General features: G+C 71.1%; 18 protein-coding genes. 10 read left to right on the top strand and 8 right to left on the bottom strand.

What is annotated here, in order from left to right; genetic code table 11:
- Positions 1-133: 133 nt before the first annotated feature.
- The 3 genes from dprE1 to FDA94_RS04625 all read left to right on the top strand — a co-directional run bounded on the left by dprE1 (position 134) and on the right by FDA94_RS04625 (position 3054).
- Positions 134-1438 (top strand): FAD-binding protein, encoded by a 1305-nt coding sequence (gene dprE1 / locus FDA94_RS04635; RefSeq protein ID WP_137245743.1) that lies wholly within the window; start codon positions 134-136, stop codon positions 1436-1438.
- Complete coding sequence (gene dprE2, locus FDA94_RS04630) at positions 1435-2169, top strand: decaprenylphospho-beta-D-erythro-pentofuranosid-2-ulose 2-reductase (RefSeq protein WP_137245742.1); 735 nt, start codon at positions 1435-1437, stop codon at positions 2167-2169. The genes dprE1 and dprE2 overlap by 4 nt, the downstream gene beginning before the upstream one ends.
- Positions 2170-2238: 69 nt before the next feature.
- Positions 2239-3054: a polysaccharide deacetylase family protein gene (locus FDA94_RS04625; RefSeq protein WP_137245741.1), complete on the top strand. Its 816-nt coding sequence runs from the start codon at positions 2239-2241 to the stop codon at positions 3052-3054.
- Here FDA94_RS04625 and FDA94_RS04620 read toward each other — a convergent pair.
- From FDA94_RS04620 to FDA94_RS04610, 3 genes are read right to left on the bottom strand one after another with little or no spacing between them, the layout of a single operon-like run.
- Complete coding sequence (locus FDA94_RS04620) at positions 2937-4193, bottom strand: acyltransferase family protein (protein ID WP_246059509.1); 1257 nt, start codon at positions 4191-4193, stop codon at positions 2937-2939. The genes FDA94_RS04625 and FDA94_RS04620 overlap by 118 nt on opposite strands.
- Positions 4194-4218: 25 nt before the next feature.
- Positions 4219-5766 carry a glutamine-hydrolyzing GMP synthase gene (gene guaA, locus FDA94_RS04615; protein ID WP_137245739.1) on the bottom strand — a complete coding sequence of 516 codons (1548 nt, stop codon included), beginning with the start codon at positions 5764-5766 and terminating at the stop codon, positions 4219-4221.
- A gap of 39 nt (positions 5767-5805) precedes the next feature.
- A complete protein-coding gene (locus FDA94_RS04610; RefSeq protein WP_137245738.1) occupies positions 5806-7362 on the bottom strand; it encodes a succinic semialdehyde dehydrogenase in 1557 nt (518 codons plus the stop codon).
- 98 nt (positions 7363-7460) lie between these two features.
- Here FDA94_RS04610 and FDA94_RS04605 point away from each other — a divergent pair, with 98 nt between their 5' ends.
- Positions 7461-9353 carry a protein kinase domain-containing protein gene (locus FDA94_RS04605; RefSeq protein WP_170990779.1) on the top strand — a complete coding sequence of 631 codons (1893 nt, stop codon included), beginning with the start codon at positions 7461-7463 and terminating at the stop codon, positions 9351-9353.
- Between the two features lie 38 nt (positions 9354-9391).
- Positions 9392-11482 (top strand): beta-propeller domain-containing protein, encoded by a 2091-nt coding sequence (locus FDA94_RS04600; RefSeq protein ID WP_137245736.1) that lies wholly within the window; start codon positions 9392-9394, stop codon positions 11480-11482.
- On the opposite strand, the gene FDA94_RS04595 is transcribed toward FDA94_RS04600, so the two are convergent.
- A complete protein-coding gene (locus tag FDA94_RS04595; RefSeq protein WP_137245735.1) occupies positions 11479-13221 on the bottom strand; it encodes a glycerol-3-phosphate dehydrogenase/oxidase in 1743 nt (580 codons plus the stop codon). The two genes, FDA94_RS04600 and FDA94_RS04595, sit on opposite strands and share 4 nt — an antisense overlap.
- Positions 13222-13328: 107 nt before the next feature.
- Entirely contained in the window at positions 13329-14054 is a 726-nt protein-coding gene (locus tag FDA94_RS04590; RefSeq protein WP_137245734.1) for a MerR family transcriptional regulator, read from the bottom strand.
- 57 nt (positions 14055-14111) lie between these two features.
- Here FDA94_RS04590 and FDA94_RS04585 point away from each other — a divergent pair, with 57 nt between their 5' ends.
- Entirely contained in the window at positions 14112-14570 is a 459-nt protein-coding gene (locus FDA94_RS04585) for a DUF6194 family protein (RefSeq protein WP_137245733.1), read from the top strand.
- 7 nt (positions 14571-14577) lie between these two features.
- On the opposite strand, the gene FDA94_RS04580 is transcribed toward FDA94_RS04585, so the two are convergent.
- Entirely contained in the window at positions 14578-15987 is a 1410-nt protein-coding gene (locus FDA94_RS04580; RefSeq protein ID WP_137245732.1) for a WGR domain-containing protein, read from the bottom strand.
- A 130-nt stretch (positions 15988-16117) separates the two neighbouring features.
- Here FDA94_RS04580 and FDA94_RS04575 point away from each other — a divergent pair, with 130 nt between their 5' ends.
- Genes FDA94_RS04575 through nagA form a run of 3 tightly spaced genes read left to right on the top strand, consistent with a single transcriptional unit; the run spans position 16118 to position 18690 of the window.
- Complete coding sequence (locus tag FDA94_RS04575) at positions 16118-16681, top strand: dihydrofolate reductase family protein (RefSeq protein ID WP_137245731.1); 564 nt, start codon at positions 16118-16120, stop codon at positions 16679-16681.
- A 27-nt stretch (positions 16682-16708) separates the two neighbouring features.
- On the top strand, positions 16709-17572 hold the full coding sequence (locus tag FDA94_RS04570) for an SIS domain-containing protein (RefSeq protein ID WP_137245730.1): 864 nt from the start codon (positions 16709-16711) through the stop codon (positions 17570-17572).
- Complete coding sequence (nagA, locus tag FDA94_RS04565; protein WP_137245729.1) at positions 17569-18690, top strand: N-acetylglucosamine-6-phosphate deacetylase; 1122 nt, start codon at positions 17569-17571, stop codon at positions 18688-18690. Before FDA94_RS04570 ends, nagA begins: the two co-directional genes overlap by 4 nt.
- A 136-nt stretch (positions 18691-18826) precedes the next feature.
- Here the strand turns inward: nagA and FDA94_RS04560 are convergent, their stop codons facing one another.
- On the bottom strand, positions 18827-19945 hold the full coding sequence (locus FDA94_RS04560; protein ID WP_170990778.1) for a GuaB3 family IMP dehydrogenase-related protein: 1119 nt from the start codon (positions 19943-19945) through the stop codon (positions 18827-18829).
- Between the two features lie 26 nt (positions 19946-19971).
- Positions 19972-21453, bottom strand: coding sequence for an IMP dehydrogenase (guaB, locus tag FDA94_RS04555; RefSeq protein WP_137245728.1), 1482 nt, complete (start codon positions 21451-21453; stop codon positions 19972-19974).
- Positions 21454-21910: 457 nt separating this feature from the next.
- On the opposite strand from guaB, the gene FDA94_RS04550 reads away from it, so the two are divergent.
- Entirely contained in the window at positions 21911-22900 is a 990-nt protein-coding gene (locus FDA94_RS04550) for a helix-turn-helix transcriptional regulator (RefSeq protein ID WP_137245727.1), read from the top strand.
- Positions 22901-22911: the final 11 nt, after the last annotated feature.

Genomic DNA, 22911 nt, shown 5'->3' with positions numbered 1-22911 from the left:
GTTACGGTGAGTCACGACCGATCTCTTGACCCATCCTTGAGGCGCAGGTCACCCGCCCGTGGCGGGTGCGTGCTCGCCCTTCCCCCGAATGCCGGGATAACGTGACGCGATCGGTCAATCACGGAGAGAGTCGATGGCGAACAAGACGATCCTCACCGGCTGGGGCCGTACCTCCCCGAGCGTCGCCGAGTTGCTGCGGCCCGGCGCTGAGGCGGAGCTGACCCCGCTGGTGCTGGCCCCTGGCGAGCGCGGGGTGATCGCGCGCGGTCTCGGCCGCAGCTACGGCGATCCGGCGCAGAACGCGGGCGGGCTGGTGCTCGACATGACCGGCCTCGCCGCGATCGGGCCGGTCCGCGACGGCTACGTGACGGTCGAGGCGGGGGTGAGCCTGCACCGGCTGATGCGCGAACTGGTGCCCGAGGGCTGGTTCCCGCCGGTCACCCCGGCGACCCGGCAGGTGACCGTGGGCGGGGCCGTCGCGGCCGACATCCACGGCCGCAACCACCACGCCGACGGCTCCTTCGGCAGCCACGTCACCGCCCTCGACCTGCTCGGCGCCGACGGCGTGACCCGTACGCTCACCCCCGCCGACCCCGACTTCTGGGTCACCGTCGGCGGCATGGGCCTGACCGGGGTGATCACCAAGGCGACGATCCGGCTCACCCCGATCGAGACCTCCCGCATGATCGTGAACACCTGGAAGTGCCACGACCTCGAATCGGTGATGATCCGGCTGACCCAGGCCGACCTCGCCCACCGCTACACCACCGCCTGGGTCGACTGCCTGTCGCGGCAGGGCCGGGGCGTCGTCGAGGGCGCCGACCACGCGCGGCAGGGCGCGGCCCGGTCGTTCCGGGCCCGCGGGTTCGAGGCCTCCCCCGGCTTCCTGCCGGTCGGGCTGCTCAACCGCCACACCATGGGCCTGGTCAACCGCGGCGTCTACGCCACCACGAAACGCGAATCGGTGCAGGTCAGGCCGCTGGCGTCGTTCTTCCACCCGCTCGACAGGGTGGGCCACTGGAACCGCCTCTACGGGCCGCGCGGGCTGGTGCAATACCAGTTCGTGGTGCCGATGGGCGCCGAGCAGACCCTCGTGAAGATCGTCGAACGGATCAGGCGCAGCCACGCCGCGTCGTTTCAGACCTCGCTCAAGCGGTTCGGGCCGGGCAGCGGCGGCTGGCTGTCGTTCCCGACGCCCGGGTGGTCGCTGGCGCTCGACTTCCCGACCACCACCAAAGGGCTGGCCTGGCTGCTCGACCGGCTCGACGAGCTGGTGGCGGAGGCGGGCGGGCGGGTCTATCTGGCCAAGGACTCGCGGCTGCGGCCCGAACTGCTGCCGGTGATGTATCCGGGGCTGGCCGCCTTCCGGGAGCGCCGGCGCGAGCTCGATCCGCGTCTGGTCTTCCAGTCAGATCTCGCCAGGAGGTTGTCACTGTGAAGAACGCGTTCGGCGAACCGCAGAGCCTGCTGATCGTCGGCGGGGCCTCCGACATCGCGATGGCGACCGCGATGCGGCTGGTCCGCCGCCGGGTCCGCCGGGTGATCCTGGCCGGGCGGCCCTCGCCCGCCCGCGACGCCGCGGCGGTGCGGCTGGCCGAGGCGGGCGCGACCGTCGAGACGGCCGACTTCGACGCCTTCCGGGTCGAGGAGCACGCCAAGGTGCTCGGCGACGTGTTCGCCGAAGGCGACGTCGACGTGGCGCTGGTGGCCTGCGGCCTGCTCGGCGACGCCGACCTCGACCCGCTGAAGGCGGCCGACGTCGCGATGGTCAACTACGTCGGGGCGATGACCGCCGCGATCGTGTGCGCCGGCGCGATGCGCCGGCAGACCCACGGCGCGCTCGTGGTCTTCTCCTCGGTCTCGGCGGGCCGCCCGTCCCCGTCCGATTTCCTGTACGCCTCCGCCAAGTCGGGCCTCGACGCCTTCGCCCGCGGCCTGACAGAGGCGCTGCGCGGGTCGGGCGTGCACGTGATGGTGGTCCGGCCCGGGTTCGTCCGCAGCCGCCTGACCAGGGGCGTCACCCCGCCGGCCATCGCGACCAGCCCCGAGACGGTGGCCGGCGCGATCCTCGACGGCCTGCGCGCGAAGTCGGAGATCGTCTGGGTGCCGGGGATCCTCGGCCAGCTGACCCGGCTGCCGGTTTCGATCGTCCGCCGCATAACCGGATGAGACGAGCTCAGAAAACTCTCAATAACAGGCGTTACGCTTCGGGCTTGAGTGATCCCCGAGGAGTTTGTGATGCGCCGTCTGATCCCCGCCCTCGCCGCCTTAGCGTTGGTGGTGACCCTGCCCGCCGCACCCGCCGCGGCGGCGCCTGAGAAGGCCCCCAAAAAGCCGTTCTGCGCCACCCACAAGTGCCTGGCGCTGACCTTCGACGACGGCCCGGGGCCCTATACGACCAGATTGCTGGCGACGCTCAAGAAGTACGACGCCAAGGCCACCTTCTTCGTGATCGGCCGCGAGGTGAACAAGCACCAGACGCTGCTGAAGAACATCGCCAAGGCCGGCCACCAGATCGGCAACCACACGTGGTCGCACCCGTGGCTGACCGAGCTGACCCGCACCGAGGTCTACGACCAGGTCAACGAGACCCACAAGCTGATCAAGAAGGTCACCGGCAAGGCCCCGACGGTGATGCGCGCCCCCGGCGGCCTCACCGACGACACGGTGCGCGAGATCGCCGCCAAGTTCGGCATGGTGCTGATCCCCGGCACCACCTCGACCGGCGACTGGGTCGCGGAGAACCGCCAGGTCGGCCTGCTGACCGCCAAGGCCCTCGAAGTGGCCGGGCGCGGCGAGGTCATCCTGATGCACGAGACCGTCAAGCAGACGGTCGACTCGATGCCGAAGGTGCTGGCCACGCTGAAGAAGCAGGGCTACCACTTCGTCACGGCCTCGACCCTGCTCGAAGGGGTCAAACTGACGCCCGGCCAGTCCTACCCCGCGCCGCCGCCCGCCCCCGAGGGCAAGGACGACGACGGCGTCGACGACGACGGCCAGCTGCTCGAAGACGAGGACGACCCGTTCGGCGGCCAGCCCGCCGGCGAGGTCTGACGCCTGCGCACGAGGCGCCTGCCCAGTCGCTGGGCGGGCGCCTCGACCCATGTGTAGGTCGCCCAGCTGACCAGCAGCAGCACGACCAGATAGCCGGCGGCCAGCAGCGCGCGTTCCCACACCGGCTTGGACATCATGTGGCCGAACAGGATCGGCACCATCCGCAGGATCGGGTGGTGGACGAGGTAGACCGAGTAGCTGATCAGCCCGAGCCAGACGAACACCCTGGGCAGCGCGCGGTGCCGTAGCGCCCGCCCGGCCCAGAAGGTGGCCCCGGCCAGCACCAGCGTGGTGATCCACACGGGCGGCTGCACCCACCACCAGCCCGCCGCGACGGCCCACGCCGGGCTGATCGCGACCAGGGCGGCGGCGGCGAACACCGGCCAGAGCGGCCCGGTGCCCTTCTCCCAGCGGTAGATCGCGGTCCCGGTGAACATCATCGCGAGGATCGCCGCCCCGAACCACGGCACGTACGACGACCCGACCAGCAGCACCAGCGCCATCGCCCCGAGGACCAGCGCGGCGGCCGTCTGGAACCGCCCGCTGAACAGGCCGGCCATGCCGACCGCGAACACGATCCCCGACACGACGGCCGGCCACGGCCCCGGCAGCCACGGCGCCCCGATCACGAGCCCGGCGACCACCGCGAGCGCGCCGAAGGCGACGGCGTACCACCCGCTGAACCGGTGGACGCCCTTCACGAACAGGGCCGTCACGACGAGGTAGAACACCATCTCGTACGACAGCGTCCACATCGGATCGGCCAGCCCGCCCACGTGGACCACGTCGAGCAGCATCGACAGGTGCCCGAACACCCCGGAGGCGTCGCGCGGCACCTGCTCCCTGATCGGCACCCACAGCCCGACCAGCAGCGCGATCGCGCACACCAGGAGGTAGAGCGGGTAGAGCCGGAACAGCCGGCTGGTCCAGAACGCCCGCACGTCTCCCCGCCCCTCCAGCGAGGCGGGGATGATGTAGCCGCTGACCAGGAAGAACACGACCACGCCGTACATGCCGATGTTCATGAAGGTCGGCCGGAGCGGCGGATAGACCCACGGAAGCAGGTGTTCGGCCACCACTGCGAGCGCGCCAATGCCGCGCAACGCGTCAAGCCAGGCCAGGCGGTTAGACGTGGTCACCGGGGCCAATCTACCCCGACCGCGACTATTCCCACTCGATGGTGCCCGGCGGCTTGCTCGTGACGTCGAGGGTCACGCGGTTGATCTCGCGGACCTCGTTGGTGATCCGGGTCGAGATGCGGGCCAGCACGTCGTAGGGCACCCGCGACCAGTCGGCCGTCATGGCGTCTTCGGAGCTCACCGGCCGCAGCACGACCGGGTGGCCGTAGGTGCGGCCGTCGCCCTGCACGCCCACCGACCGCACGTCGGCCAGCAGCACCACCGGGCACTGCCAGATGTCGCGGTCGAGCCCGGCGCGGGTCAGCTCCTCACGGGCGATCGCGTCGGCCTCGCGCAGGATCTCAAGTCGCTCCTGGGTAACCTCGCCGATGATCCGGATGCCGAGCCCCGGCCCCGGGAACGGCTGCCGCCACACCATCGCGGCCGGCAGCCCGAGCTGCTCGCCCGCCCGCCGCACCTCGTCTTTGAACAGCGCGCGCAGCGGCTCGACCAGGGCGAACTGAAGATCGTCGGGCAGGCCGCCGACGTTGTGGTGGCTCTTGATGTTGGCGGTGCCGGTGCCGCCGCCCGACTCGACCACGTCGGGGTAGAGGGTGCCCTGCACCAGGAAGTCGACCGGCCCGTCGGCCAGGATCGCGCGCTGCTCGTCTTCGAAGACCCGGATGAACTCCCGGCCGATGATCTTGCGCTTCTCCTCGGGGTCGGTCACCCCCGACAGCGCCTTGAGGAATCGCTCGGCCGCGTCGACGACCCGCAGCTTGACCCCGGTGATCTCGACGAAGTCGCGCTCGACCTGCTCGGCCTCACCCTTGCGCAGCAGCCCGTGGTCGACGAACACACAGGTCAGCCGGTCGCCGATGGCCCGCTGCACGATCGCGGCGGCGACCGCGGAGTCGACCCCGCCCGACAGGGCGCAGATGGCCCGCCCGTCGCCGATCTTCGCCTTGACCGCGTCGACGGCGTCTTCGACGATGTTCAGCATCGTCCAGCTCGGCCGGCACCCGGCGGCGTCGAGGAACGCCTTCAGCACCTTCTGCCCATGGTCGGTGTGCATGACCTCGGGGTGGAACTGAACGCCGTAGAAGCCCCGCGCGGGGTCTTCGAACCCGGCGACCGGCGTCTCGGTCGTGGACGCGGTGACCGTGAACCCCTCGGGCGCGGTCGCGACCGAGTCGCCGTGGGACATCCAGACCTGCTGGGAGACCGGCAGCGTGTCGAACAGGCGGCCCGGCTCGACGACGGTCAGGTCGGTGCGGCCGTATTCGGCGACCCCGGTCTTGGCGACCGTGCCGCCGAGGGCCTGGGCCATGACCTGGAAGCCGTAGCAGATGCCGAACGTCGGCACCCCGGTCTCGAACAGCCCCACGGGGGCGGCCGGGGCGCCCTCGGCGTAGACCGAGGAGGGCCCGCCCGACAGGATGATCGCCTTGGGCTTCTTGGCCAGCATCTCCGCCACCGGCATCGTCGAGGGGACGATCTCGGAGTAGACCTGGCATTCACGTACCCGGCGCGCGATCAGCTGCGCGTATTGCGCCCCGAAGTCGACGACCAGGACCGTGTCGAACTCTGACACAGGAGGACTCCCTGAAGATGAACCGGCGGTCTGGCCAGTCTACTTAAGGTGCAGCCGCTTCATCGCCTTGAGCAGGGTGACCAGGGTGTCCGCATATGTCTCGTAAGGCATGCCGAGGATGGGGTCGAAGCCCAGCCAGGCCGCCTGGGAGGAGATCGTCTGGCTCTCGGTGAACTTGGTCAGTCCCTCGTCGCCGTGCCGACGGCCCAGGCCGGAGTTCTTCATCCCGCCCATCGGGGAGTCGAACGACCCGTACGCCGAGGCGTAGCCCTCGTTGACGTTGACCGTGCCGGCCTTGATCCGGGAGGCCAGGGCGCGGCCCTTGGCCGGGTCGCCGGTCCAGACGGACGCGTTGAGGCCGTAGGTCGTGTCGTTGGCCAGTTCCAGCGCCTCGGCCATGTGCCGGAAGCGGTAGAGGGCCACGACGGGGCCGAAGGTCTCGGCGCGGCAGAGGGCCATGTCGTCGGTGACGTTCTCGAGGATGGTCGGCTCGTAGAAGAACGGGCCCAGGTCGGGGCGGGCCCTGCCGCCGGTGACGACCTTGGCGCCCTTCTCGACGGCGTCGTCGACGTGGGCGGTGACGGCGTCGAGCTGGCGCTGGGAGGTGAGGGAGCCCATCTGGGTGGCCCAGTCGTGGCCGGGGCCGATGTTCATGTTCCCGACGGCGCGGGCGAACCGCTCGGTGAAGGCGTCGTAGGCGGCGTCGTGGACGTAGAGGCGCTCGATCGAGACGCAGAGCTGGCCGGCGTTGGTGAAGCAGGCCCTGATCGCGCCGGCGGCGGCGCGGTCGACGTCGGCGTCGTCCAAGACGATCATGGGGTTCTTGCCGCCGAGCTCCAGGGAGCAGCCGATGAGCCGCTTGGCGGCGGCCTCCGCGACCACCCGGCCGGCGCGGGTCGAGCCGGTGAAGGCGACGTAGTCGGCGTCGTCGATCAGGGGTTCGCCGATGTCGGCCGGGTCGCCGACGACGACCTGCCAGATCTCCGGCGGCATGCCGAGCTCGGTGAGCAGGTCGATCGTCCACAGGGTGGACAGGGGCGTCTGGGTGTCGGGTTTGTGGACGACCGCGTTACCGGCGATCAGCGCCGGCACGACGTCGCTCACGCCCAGTGACAGGGGATAGTTCCACGGGCTGATGAAGGCCACGACGCCGCGCGGGTGGCGTACCTCGACGGTCCGGGTGGCCAGCGGGAACGGGCCCCGGCGGGCGCGCGGGGCGAGCAGGCCGGGGGCCTTGCGCACGTAGTGGAGGCTGCTCGCGGCGACGTCGAGGACCTCCTCGTAGGCGTGCCGGCGGGCCTTGCCGGTCTCCCACTGGATGACGTCGAGCAGGTCGGCGCGGCGGTCGAGGATCGCGTCGTGCAGCCGCTCGAAGGGCCGGACGCGGTCTTTGACGGGCAGTTCGGCCCAGGCCTCCTGGGCCTCCCGTGCCTGCCGGTACGCCCGGCGCACGTCGTCGGCCGACGAGATCGGCACCTCGGCCAGCGGCGCCCCGGTGAAGGGCGCGACCACGGTCCGCGTCTTGCCCTCCGACGTGACGTGACGCAGGAGTCGGTCGAGCAGCGCGGGGTCGGGTACCCGGAGTTCACCAGCCATACTCGCGAGACTATTCGGGAGCGAGGCTCATGACTACCGGCCGGTACGGTCAATTCGCAATGCCCGCCCGACCCAGGTCATGGGCCACAATTCGAGTCATGGCGACTCCCTTACGCCCGTCCGACCCTTCCGTGCTCGGCGGCTACCGGCTGGAGTCGGTCCTCGGAGAGGGCGGTCAGGGCATCGTCTACCTCGGGGCCGGTCCCGGCGGCGACCGCGTGGCGATCAAGTGGCTGCGGCCCGATCTCGCGCAGGACCAGGCGATGGTCCGGCGGTTTCTGCAGGAGGTCAGCACGGCCAAGCGGGTGGCGCCGTTCTGCACCGCCCAGGTGATCGACGTGGGCGCCGAAGACCAGCGGCCCTACATCGTGAGCGAGTACATCGAGGGCGAGTCGCTGGCCCAGGCGATCCCGCGGAGCGGGCCGCGTACGGGCAGTTCGCTGCACCGGCTGGCGATCGGCACCGCGACGGCGCTGGCGGCCATCCACCAGGCCGGGATCGTCCACCGCGACTTCAAGCCGCCGAACGTGATCCTCGGGTCCGACGGCCCCCGGGTGATCGACTTCGGCATCAGCAAGGCCCTGGGCAGCCACACCGCGCTGACCTCGACGATGATCGGCACCCCCGCCTACATGGCCCCCGAGCAGCTCGCCGGGGGTCCGGTCGGGCCGGCCGCCGACCTGTTCTCGTGGGCGGGCACGATCGCCTACGCCGCGACCGGGCGGGCGCCGTTCGGCAACGACACCATGCCGGCGGTGATCAACCGGGTGCTGCGGATGCCGCCCGACCTGGGCGACGTCCCGCAGCCGCTCCGGGGCATCCTGCTCGACTGCCTGAACAAGAACCCGGCGCTGCGCCCGGCCGCGCGCGAGGTGATCGACCGGCTGCTGGTCAGCGATCCGGCGTCGGCGCGGGCGACGGTCCCGCAGGCGTTCCGGGAGAAGCGGAGGTTCCCCACGCTGGCCGTGGTCACGGTGGCGACCGCGCTGACGGTGATCGCGGCGATCGGCGGCGTGTGGGCGGCGACCACGAACGACGCCCCTCCCCCGGCCCCCGCCACGACCTCGGCGGCGCCGCCTCCGGCGTCCCCCAGCCCCCAGGCGCCGGTCACCATCGACATGGACGACACCACGGCGGTGGCGCTGGAGCGGCCGGCGGACCCGGCGTACCTGTCGATCTTCTGGGTCGATCGGGAGAAGTGGGACGCCTACGTGCGCGAACCCGGCAAGGCGACCTTCACCCGCCACTCCTACGTCGACGCCGCCCCGAGCCCGACCGCCGACCGGCTGGCCGGGATCCCCTGGGAGTACGACGCCGACGACCTCGACTCGCTGAAGATCACCAACGTGGCGAGCGGCGCCACCGTGACCGTCCAGACGGTCGCCAAGCCGCTCACCACCAACTACGTCCACTGGTCGCCCGAAGGCGACCGCGTCCTGCTGACCATGCGCGAGAAGGTCGGCGAGAAGACGACGACCAAGGGCTTCGTCCTGGTCGACGTGCCGACCGAGACGGCCCGGATCGTGAAGGTGCCCGGCCTGACCGAGGACGCCGCGTTCGCCTGGACCGGCGACGGCGACACGGTGGCCGCGATCGTCGCCGACAAGACGACCCGCGCCCCCCACCTCTACGACCTGCAGGGCAAGGAGCTGAAGACCCTGCCGGAGATCGGCGGCGGCCTCACCGACGCGCGCGACCTGTTCACCGCCGGAGGCGGTGCGTTCGTGGCCACCTGCGCCGGCAAGACGGTGACCCTGTGCGTCTGGGACACCGCGACCGGCGCGGTGCTCGACGAGTTCGAGTCGGGCTGCGACACCGTGCTCGGCTGGTGGGACACCACCCACATCTTCTGCACCGCCACCGGAGACGACGACGAGGACGCGGTGGTGGTCACCGACCTCGACGGCGCCGAGACCCAGACGCTGATCAGGGCGACCGACGCGGCGATGGACAAGCTCTACTTCCGCAACGGCTACCTGCGGCGGGATTAGCGTCCGAACCGAGGCGGCCCGCGATCCGTCTTGGGGGCATGACCACCTCGATTCGCGTGGCGGGCGCCATCGCGATTGCCCTGCTGGCGACGGCCTGCACGCCGGGCGCCGCCCCGTCACCCGATCCGGTGACGCCCATCGACCTGACGTCGAACATCAAGCTGGTCGCCTTCGACGACTGCGACAGCATGCTCGAAGGGCTGCGCGCGGCCGCGGTCGAGCACGCCCAGAGCTTCCAGGTGATGCCCATGGCGGAGGCGGCCGACAGCGCCGCCAGGTCCACCACGGGCGCCGGCAACCAGACCCATTCGACGACCAACGTCCACGAGGCGGGGGTCGACGAGCCCGACCTGGTCAAGACCGACGGCGAGCGCGTCATCACGGTCAACCGGGGCGTGCTGCGGGTGCTCGACGCGGCGTCCGGCAAGGTGACCGGCACGCTGCGGCTGGTCGCCGAGGAGCAGTCGTGGGCCGAGGCGAACCTGCTCGTGGCCGGCGACCGGGCGCTGGTGCTGTTCAACAACGGCGGGTACGTCCCGGCCGCCACCGCCCGCGCGGCGGTCCGGCCCGAGATGCTGGCCTCGCCGCGCTACGTCATGGTCGACCTGGCCGGTACGCCCAAGGTGCTCGGCAGCATGTCCCCCGCCAACGCCATCCACGTCGACGCGCGCATGGTCGGGACCACGGTCCGGATCGTGGTGCGCAGCGAGCCGCAGGTGCCGATGCCCCAGTACGACGGCGCCCAGACCCAGAAGGAGATGCTGGAGGCGGTCAAGGAGACCTACCGGAAGGCGCCCCTCGACGCCTGGCTGCCCAAGTACGAGATCGAGTCGAACGGCCAGACCTCGCAGGGCGCGGTGAAGTGCGAGAACGTCAGCCACCCGGCCGAGTTCACGGGCCGGTCGCTGGTGACCGTACACACCCTCGACCTGAACGGCTCCTTCGGCACGACCGAGCCGATCAGCGTCGCGGCCGACGGCGACACCGTCTACGGCACCCAGGGCAGCCTCTACGTGACGAGCAACCCGCTCTGGTGGGGCGGATTCTTCCCGATGCCGATCGCGGTGGACGTCGAGCCGATGCCGATCGCCGAGGCGGCCCCCGCGACCCCGGTGGCGCCCTCGCCCGACCCCGACATGCCGACCCAGATCCCCGACCCGGGCAAGGTCGCGCCCGAGGCGCAGCCGACGCCGAGCGACGCCGAGAAGGTCGGCCCCACGGCCGAGGTCGTCAGCCCCTCCCCTTCCGGGAACGACGACACCGTGCCGGAGGTCGTGCCGGTGGCCGAGCGCACCGAGATCCACCGGTTCGACGTCACCGGCGCCGGCGCCCCCCGTTACGTCGCCTCCGGCTCGGTCCCCGGGCGGCTGCTGAACCAGTACTCGATGTCGGAGCACGAGGGCCACCTGCGCATCGCCACCACCACGACCCCGCGGGCCCAGGACGAGAAGTCGGAGAGCGGCGTCTACGTGCTGAAGGCCGACACCCTCGCCGAGACCGGTCAGGTGACGGGCCTGGGCAAGGGTGAGCGCATCTACTCGGTGCGGTTCATCGGCCCGGTCGGCTACATGGTCACCTTCCGCCAGGTCGACCCGCTCTACACCCTCGACCTGCGCGACCCGCAGGCCCCGAAGGTCACCGGCGAGCTGAAGATCACCGGCTTCTCGGCGTACCTGCACCCGGCGGGCGACGGCAGGCTCATCGGCGTCGGCCAGGAGGCCAACACCAAGGGCCAGACCCAGGGCACCCAGGTCTCGCTGTTCGACGTCCGCGACCCGGGGGCCCCGGCGGTGCTGTCGCGCTACCACCAGGAGGACTCGGCCACCCAGGCCGAATGGGACCCGCACGCCTTCCTCTACTGGCCGCAGGACGGCCTGGCCCTGATCCCGCTGGCCACCTGGGGGGCCGACTACTACGACGGCTCGCAGGCGCTCGTCCTGAAGATCGGCGACACGATCGAGAAGGCCGGCGTGATCACCCATCCGAAGCCGGGCGACCCGAACCTGCCGCTCGACCCGTCGATCAGGCGCAGCATGATCATGGGCGACACCGTCTGGACCTTCTCCGACCTCGGCGTCAAGATCAGCGACAAGGCGAGCCTGGCCGACCGGGCCTGGGTGAAGTTCTAGACGGGTTTGCGGTCGGGCGCGGCCACCGGGACGATCTCGGGAGCGCCGATGGTGATCGCGTCGGCCTCCTGGTCGGTGTCGGTCTCCTGGGCGGCGCGCTCGGCCTCGATCCGCTTGGTGTAGTACTCCACCTCACGTTTGACCTGGTCGTCGTCCCAGCCCAACGGCCCCGCGAGGAGCTGGGCGACCTCCTCGGCGACGGCCAGGCCGCGGTGGAAGGTCTCGATGGAGATGTGGGTGCGCCGGCTGAGCACGTCGTTGAGGTGCCGGGCGCCCTCGTGGGTGGCGGCGTAGACGATCTCGGCCCGGAGGTGGTCGTCGGCGCCGGTCAGCGGCCGGGCCAGGCCGGGGTCGTCTTCGATGAGGGCCAGCACCTCGTCCATCATCGAGCCGTAGCGCTGGAGCAGGTGCTCGATGCGGGCGACGTGCAGGCCCGACTGCTGGGCCAGCCGGTAGCGGGAGTTCCAGCGGGCCTGGTAGCCCTCGGCCCCGACGAGCGGGACGGTGTCGGTGCACGAGGGCGGCACCCGGGTGGCCAGGCCGTGGACCACCGCGTCGACGGCGTCGGCGGCCATCTTGCGGTAGGTGGTGAACTTGCCGCCCGCGACCAGCACCAGCCCCGGCACCGGGTGGGCGACGACGTGTTCGCGCGACAGCTTGGACGTCTGCTCCGACTCGCCGCGCAGCAGGGGCCGCAGGCCGGCGTACACGCCCTCGACGTCGTCTCTGGTCAGCGGGACCGCCAGCACCTCGTTGACGTGGTCGAGGACGTAGTCGATGTCGGTCCGGGAGGCGGCCGGGTGGGCCAGGTCGAGGGTCCAGGCGGTGTCGGTGGTGCCGATGATCCAGTGACGCCCCCACGGGATCACGAAGAGCACCGACTTCTCGGTGCGCAGGATGACCCCGGTCAGCGAGTGGATGCGGTCGCGCGGTACCAGGAGGTGGACGCCCTTGGACGCCTTGACGTGGATCTGCCCGCGCCCGCCGACGAGTTCCTGGATGTCGTCGGTCCAGACCCCGGTGGCGTTGACGACCTGCCGGGCCCGGATGTCGATCTCCTCGCCGGTCTCCAGGTCGCGGACCCGTACGCCGGTGACCCGCTCCCCCTCCCGCAGGAAGCCCACCACCTGGCTGCGGGAGGCGACGTGGGCGCCGTAGGTCGCGGCGGTGCGCAGCAGGGTCATGACGTAGCGGGCGTCGTCGACCTGGGCGTCCCAGTACTGGACGGCCCCCTTGAACGCGGTCTTCCGCAGCGCCGGGGCCAGCCGCAGCGCGCGGGTGCGCGACAGGTGCCGGTGCCCCGGGACGCCCCGGGTGAACCCGAACGAGAACCCCAGCGAGTCGTAGAGCACCAGGCCCGCGCCGACGTAGGGCCGCTCCCAGCCCGTGTGGGTGAGCGGGAACAGGAAGGGCACCGGCCGCACCAGGTGGGGGGCGATTCGCTGGAGCAGCAGCGCCCGCTCCTGGAGCGCCTCTCTGACCAGGTCGAAGTTGAGCTGTTCGAGATAGCGCAGCCCGCCGTGGATCAGCTTCGAGGAGCGCGACGAGGTGCCCGAGGCGTAGTCGCGCGCCTCCACGAGCCCCACGGTGAGCCCCCGCGTGGCGGCGTCGAGCGCCACCCCCGCGCCCACCACGCCGCCCCCGACCACCACGACGTCGAGCTCCTGCGCGGCCATCTGCGACAGGGCCGCGTGGCGTTCCGCGGGCCCGAGCCGCCCCGTCCCCATAAGCGCGGTCATGGGTTCAACTCTCCCTTTGTACGGCTATGCGCCTACCCCTGTCGTTCCTACCCATCCTGTCAGGATCGGCAGCACGACCGACGACCGCATGGCACCGAGCGCGGTGTTCACCCAGCCACCGAGAGTGACGTCAGGGCCAGGAGTCCGGACGCCGCCTGGAGCAGGGCGCGCGAACGCGAGTCGATGTCCGCGTCCCGCGCCCGCAGAGCGGCGGCGATGTCGGAGGCGCGGCCCTGCCTGCGCAGAGCCGGCATGAGCGCACGCAGCGGCGGGAGGCGATAGCCGGCCAGGCGCAGTTGGTGCACGATCCGCGCGTCCCGGACATCGGCCGGGGTGTAGACGCGGGCTCGTCCGCGACCTGCTCTCGTGGGGGTGAGCAGTCCTTGACGTTCCCAATACCGCAGCGTCGAGGTGGGCACCGCCAGTGCGGAAGCCAGTTCGGAGATGGTCATGGCGTCGTGGGGCCGGGCGTCGTCAAGGGGTTCGGCTCCGATCGCGACGATCGCGGCTCTGGCCAGTCCGACGTCCCGCCGCTCGGTGTGCAGGCGGGCGTGTGCCATGTCGACGAGCGCGAGCAGGTCGCTCTCCGGGCCGGCGCGTGCGACGCGGATGAGCTTCTTCGCCTCCGCCGGCCCGACGCCTCCGGCGAGGACGACATAGGTCGCCGCCGCCAGCGCGTGGATCTCGGTCCACACGCGATATCCCGATGGAGTACGCGCGGGCGGTTCCAGCACCCCGTCGCGTTCGAGATTGCGCACCTGCTGCACGGAGCAGCCGGCCCGCCGGGCCACATCGGCGGTCCGCAACGGGCGATGGAGGGTTACCGTCGTCATCGTCGAGGCCTCACGATCGAAAGTCTCCACTATCGGTTCAATGTGACGCTAGAACACATGAACATGGACGACCTCATCGATCACGCGAAGACGCTCGACGCCGTACTCATCCTGCGACCGCGACCCGGCGACGGGTCACCCGAAGTCAGCTGGGGCGACGCGTTCATCTACTACGCGCCCGACGGGGTGATCCCGGCGACGCAGCCCTTCGCCACGATCGTGACGAAGGACTACCCCGACGAACCCGCCTCCGGCCTGGATCAGCCAGGCGCCTTCCGGCTCAACATCGCCGCGCCCAAGGCCGAGTTCGCGCGCGTCATCGGCTCATCGCCCCGAGACGTCATGAGCGCCGACCACGACGCCCATGCTCGCGACACATGGTTCCCCCATCCGGTCTACGGCGCGGCGGGCTGGTTGTCCGTCGTCAACCCCGCCACGCGGCTCCCGGAGGCGCTGAGCCTGCTCGACGCCGCGCACCAGGCCGCCCGCGACCGGCACCGGCGCCGGACGGCCTGAAGTCGGTTCAGACCAGGCGGCGGATGTCGCCGAAGGCGCGGTAGAACCCTCCGTTGCCCGACGGCCGGATGCCCTCGACCACGTAACGCGCCCCCGGCTCGCGGATCTCGCGCGGGAACTGGACGTTCCAGGCCTCGTAGCCGGGGCTGAGCACCCGGATCCGCAGCCGGCCGCCCTCGCTGAAGCACTCCACGAGCACGCCGTCGCCCGTGTCGGTCGTCGTCTCCACGGTCACCGACGGCTCGACTACGGGCAGCGAGGCGGCGATCTTGACGTCGCGGGCCTGCGGGACGGTGCCCTCGCGGGCCGCCGCGATGGCCTGCTCGGTCGCGTCGATGCAGGCCAGCGAGCCGTCGGTGGTCACGATGTAGAGGCGCTCGTCGAGGTACTGCATGGAGAACGCCGACCCGCAGCCGGTCGCCAGCTTCCACAGCCGGGTCCCGTCGGCGGAGAAGCAGTAGACCGACGAGGAGGAGTCGCCGGCGAAGACGTACTGGCCGCCGGGCGAGGTCGCGCACGAGTAGATCGCCGCGTCGCACCGGTAGACCGCCTCGACCGCGCCGTCGGCCTTGGCCAGCTTGTGCACGGTCCGGGAGGCGGTGCCGGCGTACACCGACTTCTCCTCCTGCCAGCCGAACAGCACGCCGTCGGCGGCGGTCTGGTACCAGGCCTGGTTGCCCTGGAGGTCATAGCGGGCCACGCCGCCGGAGTGCCCGTGGTAGACGGCGTCGCCGTCGCAGCGCACCATCCATCCGGAGCTGCCGCCGCCGGTGCGGGCCCAGAGAAACTCGTCCTCGTAGTCGATCGTGGTGATCCGCCCGGAGTCGTCGGAGACCCCGAGGACGCCGTCGGCGATGTCGAGCCAGTAGATGTCGACGTCGGAGGCGATCTCGTACGCCGCCCGCGGCACCTTCCCGCTCAGGTCGTAGACCTTGCCGTCGTCGCAGCCCGCGTAGATCCAGAAGTCGTCGGCGACGATGCACTTGACCCCGTCGGGCAGCTTGTAGCGCCCGGTCATCTCCCCTTCGGGGGTCAGCGTGTAGACCTGCCCGGCCTGGTTGCCGACCCAGCAGCGCTCCCGGTCGACGAAGATGCCGAACGCGGCCGAGCCGCTGGCGAAGCGCCACAGCACCGGCGCCTGCTTGGCGGTGGAGCGGGTGCTGGCGATCGCCCGCCGGGTGATCGAGCGGCGCTGCCGCACCCCCCTGACCGCCGGGGCGTAGCCCTTCTTGGTCTTCTCCGCGATCTTCTTGGCCGCGGCCGCCTGCGCCTTCTCCTCACTCGGGAAGTCGGTGACCTTGACCTGCCCGTTCTCTCCGATCCGGCCGTACGTGATGGTCACCCGCGTCCCCGAGACCACGGCCTCGTAGAACTTGTGCGCCCCGCCGCCTTCCTCGGACAGCTCCAGGTACGTCATATCCCCATTTCCTCCCTTTGATCAGTGATCGCGAGCGTAGGGGAAGTGACGGACATTTTTTCTTGGTACGGATGTAGAGAACCCGCAACCGGCTCCGACCCACTGGCGAAACCACGACTGAGGAGCGGACATGCGAGAGATCGTTTACTACGTCAACACGTCGGTCGACGGCTACATCGACGGCCCCGGCGCCTTCGACTGGGCCGAGATGGGCCCCGAGCTGTCGGCCTTCTCCGAGGCGCAGACCGACGCCACCGACATCCTGCTCTACGGCAGGGTCGTGTACGGCTGGATGGCCTCCTACTGGCCCACCGCCGACCAGGTCAGCGACCACCCGCACGACATCGCCTACGCCCCCAAGTGGCGGTCGAAGCCCAAGGTCGTCGTGTCCGACACCCTGACCGAGGTCCCCGACGACACCCGGATCATCCGGGGCGCCGACCTGGCCGCCGACCTGACCGCCCTGAAGGAGGAGGGCACGGGGAACATCATGCTGACCGGTGGCAACGCGCTGGCCTCGACGCTGGCCGGCCTGGGCCTGCTCGACGAGATCGTCACGGCCGTGCACCCGGTGATCCTCACCGGCGGCACCCCCCTGCTCAGCGGTGTGAAGGACCGCCTGAGGCTGCGTCTCATCGAGTCCCGGACCTGCGGCTCCGTGACCGTGCACCGCTACGCCCCCGCCGGTTCCTGAGGGACCCGCCTGGATAAAGTGCCGGTTGTGACGCACACCGAATCGGAAATCGCCTCACAACCGGCCCTCTGGGCGAGGGCCGCCGAACTGGCCGCGAACGCCCCGCTCCCCCAGCCGGGGGAACGGGTCGCCGTGGTCGGCTGCGGCACGTCCTGGTTCGTCGCCCAGGCGTACGCGGCCCTGCGGGAGTCCACCGGCCAGGGCGAGACCGACGCCTTCGCCGCCTCGGAGTTCCCGCTGGGCCGGGGCTACGACCGCGTCCTGGCGCTGACCCGGTCGGGCACGACGACCGAGGTCCTGGCCCTGCTGACCACCGTGGAGACCCCGACCGTGGCGATCACCGCCGACCCGGCCACGCCGGTGATGACGGCGGCGGGCGAGGTGATCGTGCTCGACTTCGCCGACGAGCGGTCGGTCGTCCAGACCCGCTTCGCGACCACCCAGCTGGCCCTGCTCCGGGCCCACCTGGGCGAAGACCTGACCGGGCCGATCGCCGACGCGGAACTGGCCCTCTCCGACGACCTCGGCGACCTGGCGGAAGCCGAGCAGTACACCTTCCTCGGCCGGGGCTGGACCACCGGCCTGGCGGCCGAGGCGGCGCTGAAGATGCGCGAGGCCGCCCGCGCCTGGACCGAGAGCTACCCGGCGATGGAATACCGCCACGGCCCGATCTCGATCGCGGGCCCCGGCCGGGTGACGTGGATGCTCGGCTCCGCCCCCGAAGGCCTGGCCGCCGAGGTCCTCGACTGCGGCGGCGTCTTCGTCGAGTCGGCCCGCGACCCGATGGCGGAACTGGTGAAGATCCAGCGGGTGGCCGTCGCCCGCGCCCTGGCGCAGGGCCTGAACCCCGACGAACCGCTCCACCTCACGAGATCGGTGATCCTGCCGTGAGCCAGACCCTCGTCAACGCCCGGATCGTCGCCGAAGACACGGTCTTCGACGGCTGGCTCTCCGTCGAGGAGGGCCGCATCACCCACATCGGCCACGGCGCCGCCCCCCGCGACGGCGAGTCGCTGGGTAACCGGCTGGTGGTGCCTGGCTTCGTCGACATGCACGTCCACGGCGGCGGCGGCGCGGGCTACCCGACGGGCGCGGTGACCGAGGCCCGCCGCGCCTTCGCCTTCCACCTGTCGAAGGGAACCACCACGGCGGTGGCCAGCCTGGTCACCGCCCCGCTCGACCACCTCCGCCGGGCCGCCGGCGAACTGGCGGAGCTCTGCCGCGAAGGTCTGCTGGCGGGGATCCACTTCGAGGGGCCGTACATCTCCGCCGCCAAGTGCGGCGCCCACCGCCCGGCCCTCCTGCGCGACCCGTCGGTGCCGGAGTTCCTCGACCTCATCAAGTCGGCCCACGGCCACGCCCGCATGTTCACCATCGCCCCCGAACTGCCGAACGCCCTCGACGCCGTCGCCGCCTGCGTCGCCAACGGCGTGATCGCCGCGATCGGCCACACCGACGCGACCTACGACGAGGCCGAGGCCGCCATCGACGCGGGCGCCACGGTGGCCACCCACCTGTTCAACGCCATGCGCCCCCTGGGCCACCGCGACCCCGGCCCGATCACGGCCGCCCTGGCCGACGAGCGGGTCACCGTCGAACTGATCAACGACGGCTTCCACCTCCACGAGGCGGTCATCGACCTGGCGCTGCGCTCGGCGAAGGGCGGCGTCGCCTTCATCACCGACGCCATGGACGCGGCCGGCATGCCCGACGGCGACTACGACCTCGGCCCGATGCGCGTGGAGGTCAGAGGCGGCGAAGCCCGCCTGGAGGGCGGCGGCTCGATCGCGGGCAGCACCCTGACCATGGACAAGGCCTTCCGGCGCGGCGTCCGCCTCAACGGCCTGACCCTGCCGCAGGCGACCGAGGTCACCTCGCTGAACCCCGCCAGGGCACTGGGCCTGGCCGACGAGGTCGGCTCGATCGCGGTCGGCAAACGCGCCGACCTGGTGGTCTTGGACGACGACCTGGAGGTCCACCGGGTGATGCGCCAAGGCGAGTGGATCTGAGACGACTTCGGCAGGGGCGGCAAGCAGCCATCCGGCGCAAGCGCCGGAAATTTCGGCATATGCGCTGCACGCCACTCCCGCACGAAAGGCGACAGGGCGCCGGGAACAGCATCCCGGCGCCCTGTCGGAACGCTTCTTACGGCTGCGGCGGGGCCACCACGACCTCGACGCGCTGGAACTCCTTGATGTCGCTGTAGCCCGAGGTCGCCATCGTCCGCTTCAGGGCGCCCATCAGGTTCATCGAACCGTCGGCCACCGACGACGGGCCGTGGAGGATCTCCGCCAGCGTCCCTATGGTCCCGAACTCCACGCGACGGCCGCGGGGAAGGTCGGGGTGATGGGCCTCGGAGCCCCAGTGGAAGCCGCGGCCCGGGGCCTCGGCCGCGCGGGCCAGGGGCGAGCCGACCATGACCGCGTCGGCGCCGCAGGCGATGGCCTTGGCGATGTCGCCCGAGCCGCCCATGCCGCCGTCGGCGATGACGTGGACGTAGCGGCCGCCCGATTCGTCCATGTAGTCACGCCGCGCCGCCGCCACGTCGGAGATGGCGGTCGCCATCGGGACCACGACGCCCAGCACGTTGCGGGTCGTGTGGGACGCGCCGCCGCCGAAGCCGACCAGCACGCCCGCCGCGCCGGTCCGCATCAGGTGCAGGGCCGCCGTGTAGGTCGCGCAGCCGCCGACGATCACCGGGACGTCGAGTTCGTAGATGAACTGCTTCAGGTTCAGCGGCTCGGCCCGGCCCGAGACGTGCTCGGCCGAGACGGTCGTGCCGCGGATCACGAAGATGTCGACGCCCGCGTCGATGACGGCCTTGTGGTGCTGGACGGTGCGCTGCGGCGACAGCCGCACCGCCGTGGTCACGCCCGCCGCGCGGATCTCCTCGATGCGGCGGCCGATCAGCTCGTCTTGGATCGGCGCCGTGTAGATCTCCTGCAGCCGGCGGGTCGCGGCGGCGGTGCCGAGCTCGGCCACCTCGTCGAGCAGCGGCTGCGGGTCGTCGTAGCGCGTCCAGAGGCCTTCGAGGTCGAGGACGGCCAGCCCGCCGAGCCGGCCGATCTCGATCGCCGTGCGGGGTGAGACGACGCTGTCCATCGGGCTGACCACGACCGGCAGGTCGAAGCGGTAGGCGTCGATCTGCCAGGAGATCGACACCTCCTCGGGGTCGCGGGTGCGCCGCGAGGGAACGATGCCGATCTCGTCGAGGGCGTAGGCGCGACGCCCGGTCTTACCGCGCCCGATCTCCACCTGAGTCATGTGTGTTTCCTGTTGGTCGATAGAGGTCAGCGACGGTGGTAGTTCGGAGCCTCCACCGTCATCTGGATGTCGTGGGGGTGGCTCTCCTTCAGCCCGGCGGCGGTGATCGGCATCAGTTCGCCGTTCTCACGCAGCTCCTCGATGGTGCGGGAGCCGGTGTACCACATACCCTGCCTGACCCCTCCGACCAACTGGTGGGCCACGGCGGCGACCGGACCGCGGTAGGGGACCTGGCCCTCGATGCCCTCGGGGATGTACTTGTCGTCGCCGGAGACGGCGTCCTGGGCGTAGCGGTCCTTGGAGAAGGACACGCCCCCGCGCTCGCGGTTGCGGACGGCGCCCAGCGAGCCCATGCCCCGGTAGGACTTGAACTGCTTGCCGTTGATGAAGATCAGCTCGCCCGGCGACTCCTCGCAGCCCGCGAGCAGGGAGCCGAGCATGACCGCGTCGGCGCCGGCCGCGATGGCCTTGGCGATGTCGCCGCTGTACTGCAGGCCGCCGTCGCCGATCAGCGGCACCCCGGCCGGACCGGCCGCGAGCGACGCCTGGTGGATGGCGGTGACCTGCGGGGCGCCGACGCCGGCGACCACGCGGGTGGTGCAGATCGAGCCGGGCCCGACGCCGACCTTGACGGCGTCGACGCCCGCGTCGATGAGCGCCTGGGCGCCCGCGCGGGTGGCGATGTTGCCGCCGATGACCTGGACGGCGGTGTTGGCCTTGATCTTGGCGATCATGTCGCAGACGCCCTTGGAGTGACCGTGGGCGGTGTCGACGACGATCACGTCGACGCCGGCGTCGATGAGGGCGCGGGCGCGCTCCTCGGCGTCACCGGCGACCCCGATGGCGGCGCCGACCATGAGGCGGCCGTCGGCGTCTTTGGTGGCCAGCGGATACTGCTCGCTCTTGGTGAAGTCTTTGACCGTGATCAGGCCCTGGAGCCGGCCGCGCTCGTCGACGAGCGGCAGCTTCTCGACCTTGTGGGTGCGCAGCAGCCGGAAGGCCTCCTCGCGGGAGACCCCGACCGGCGCGGTGACCAGCGGCATCTTGGTCATCACGTCGCTGACGCGCTGGGAGTGGTCGGTCTCGTAGCGCATGTCGCGGTTGGTGACGATGCCGACCAGCACGCCGTCGGCGTCGGTGACCGGGGCGCCGGAGATCCGGTAGGTCGCGCAGAGCCGCTCGACGTCGGCCAGGGTGTCGTCGGGCGAGCAGGTGACCGGGTTGGTGACCATGCCGGCCTCGGAGCGCTTCACGAGGTCGACCTGGCGGGCCTGGTCTTCGATCGACAGGTTGCGGTGGAGGATGCCGACGCCGCCCTGGCGGGCCATCGCCACCGCCATGCGCGCCTCGGTGACCGTGTCCATCGCGGCGCTGATCAGCGGGATCCGCAGCGTGATCGCGCGGGTGAGCCGGGTGCTGGTGTCGGCGTCACCCGGCTGCATGTCCGAAAACGCCGGGACCAGCAGTACGTCGTCGTACGTGAGCCCCTGTTCGGTGAATCTGGCCATGGTGTCCGCGAACCCCCTCCTGCGGCAAAGAAGACCTCGTCAGGCCTTCGAGCCAGTCTAGAGCGAGCCGAACAAGGGAACCGCCACACCACAGGCCCCGCGGGAAAAGGTGGGAATCACCACACTCACCGGCCTCACGGGAAAGGGGGGCCGTCGCTAGACGGACCCCCCTGACGCGCCGGTTGATGGGACCCCCACGGTGACCGCCGAGCCCCCCTCCGCGCCCGGTCGATCACGGCGTCCCACCCGTGCCGACGCAGGGTCAAGAGTGCGTCACCCAGGGTCTCGACACAATGTCCGAACCTGCAACTACACGAAGCTGCACCTCTCGCGGTTTTCTCCGCCGCAAACGCAATAGCGCGTTATTCTCGCGAAGTCGCTCGGTGGCCCAGCCGCGGCGGCTCCGGGCGAGGGAGCAGACATCTGGGCGCGACCACGATCTGAAACTGGACCGACGATGACCACCTCTGCCGACCCTTTGGAACGCCTGGGCCTCACCAGGGCCCAGACGGCGGTGTACGAAACCGTCCTGCGGCTGCACCGGGCCACGCTCCCCGAGATCGCCCAAGCCGCCGACGAGCCTGCCGACGAAGTGGCCGCCCGGCTGGCCGGCCTGGTCCGGCTGGGCGCGATCGACGAGCAGGCCGGTGAATACCTCGCCCGCCACCCCGCCGCCGCGATCGGACGCCTGATCGCCGCCCGCCTCGACCGCCTGGCCGAGGAGAGCCGCCAGATCGACGAGGTGCTCGCCTCGGTGGGCGGGCTCACCCTCACCTACGACGCCGGGCGCGATTATCAGGACCGCCGGTTCCCCGTGGAACTGGTGAACGGCGCCGACGAACTCTACGAGAGCGTCATCGGGCTGGCGCTCCAATCGCCGCCTTCTGATCTGGTGACCGCGATCCCCGATGAACGCAGTTTGACGGATTTCATCCGAAAATATGCCGACACGTGGATCGAGGCGCTCAAAAGCGATCTCCTTTCCGCCCGCGCGGTGATCCCCGCATCGGCCCTCGCGATCCCCGGAATGCGCGACTCCCTCGACCGGCTGGCCGCCGCCGGGGCGGGCGTCCGGGCCCTTGATCGCGTACCGAGCTGGTTCTTCGCGATCGGCCACGACGCCGCCGGCCTGCCGGCCGACTGGGGGGTGTCGTTACCCGGCAGCGCATACAACTGTTACCTGGTCAGGGCCCCGATCGTGGTGGGCGCGCTGCGGGCGCTGTTCGACGAGATGTGGCAGCGGGCGGTGCCGGTCCGCCACTCGCCGGGGGCCGTTCAGGTCCTCCGGCTGGCGTCTCAGGGGATCTCCGACGACACCATCGCCCGGCGTCTCGGGCTGTCGGTCCGGACCGTCCGGGCCCGCTTCGCCGACGCCATGGCGGAGCTGGGGGCCCAGACCCGCTTCCAGGCCGGGGTGGAGGCCGCCCGGCGGGGCTGGCTGTCCTGACCCGGCCTTTG

It is taken from the genome of Herbidospora galbida, from assembly GCF_005233835.1.
GTDB lineage: Bacteria > Actinomycetota > Actinomycetes > Streptosporangiales > Streptosporangiaceae > Herbidospora > Herbidospora galbida.
Note: the sequence above shows the minus strand (reverse complement) of the source record. Positions and strands in the feature narration are given on the sequence as shown.

Bases quoted from the DNA above. Each gene is read 5' to 3' on its own strand.
- dprE1 (WP_137245743.1), top strand. From the start codon at position 134: ATGGCGAACAAGACGATCCTCACCGGCTGGGGCCGTACCTCCCCGAGC.
- FDA94_RS04625 (WP_137245741.1), top strand. From the start codon at position 2,239: ATGCGCCGTCTGATCCCCGCCCTCGCCGCCTTAGCGTTGGTGGTGACC.
- FDA94_RS04610 (WP_137245738.1), bottom strand. From the start codon at position 7,362: ATGGCTGGTGAACTCCGGGTACCCGACCCCGCGCTGCTCGACCGACTC.
- FDA94_RS04605 (WP_170990779.1), top strand. From the start codon at position 7,461: ATGGCGACTCCCTTACGCCCGTCCGACCCTTCCGTGCTCGGCGGCTAC.
- FDA94_RS04600 (WP_137245736.1), top strand. From the start codon at position 9,392: ATGACCACCTCGATTCGCGTGGCGGGCGCCATCGCGATTGCCCTGCTG.
- FDA94_RS04595 (WP_137245735.1), bottom strand. From the start codon at position 13,221: ATGACCGCGCTTATGGGGACGGGGCGGCTCGGGCCCGCGGAACGCCAC.
- FDA94_RS04590 (WP_137245734.1), bottom strand. From the start codon at position 14,054: ATGACGACGGTAACCCTCCATCGCCCGTTGCGGACCGCCGATGTGGCC.
- FDA94_RS04585 (WP_137245733.1), top strand. From the start codon at position 14,112: ATGAACATGGACGACCTCATCGATCACGCGAAGACGCTCGACGCCGTA.
- FDA94_RS04580 (WP_137245732.1), bottom strand. From the start codon at position 15,987: ATGACGTACCTGGAGCTGTCCGAGGAAGGCGGCGGGGCGCACAAGTTC.
- FDA94_RS04575 (WP_137245731.1), top strand. From the start codon at position 16,118: ATGCGAGAGATCGTTTACTACGTCAACACGTCGGTCGACGGCTACATC.
- FDA94_RS04560 (WP_170990778.1), bottom strand. From the start codon at position 19,945: ATGACTCAGGTGGAGATCGGGCGCGGTAAGACCGGGCGTCGCGCCTAC.
- guaB (WP_137245728.1), bottom strand. From the start codon at position 21,453: ATGGCCAGATTCACCGAACAGGGGCTCACGTACGACGACGTACTGCTG.
- FDA94_RS04550 (WP_137245727.1), top strand. From the start codon at position 21,911: ATGACCACCTCTGCCGACCCTTTGGAACGCCTGGGCCTCACCAGGGCC.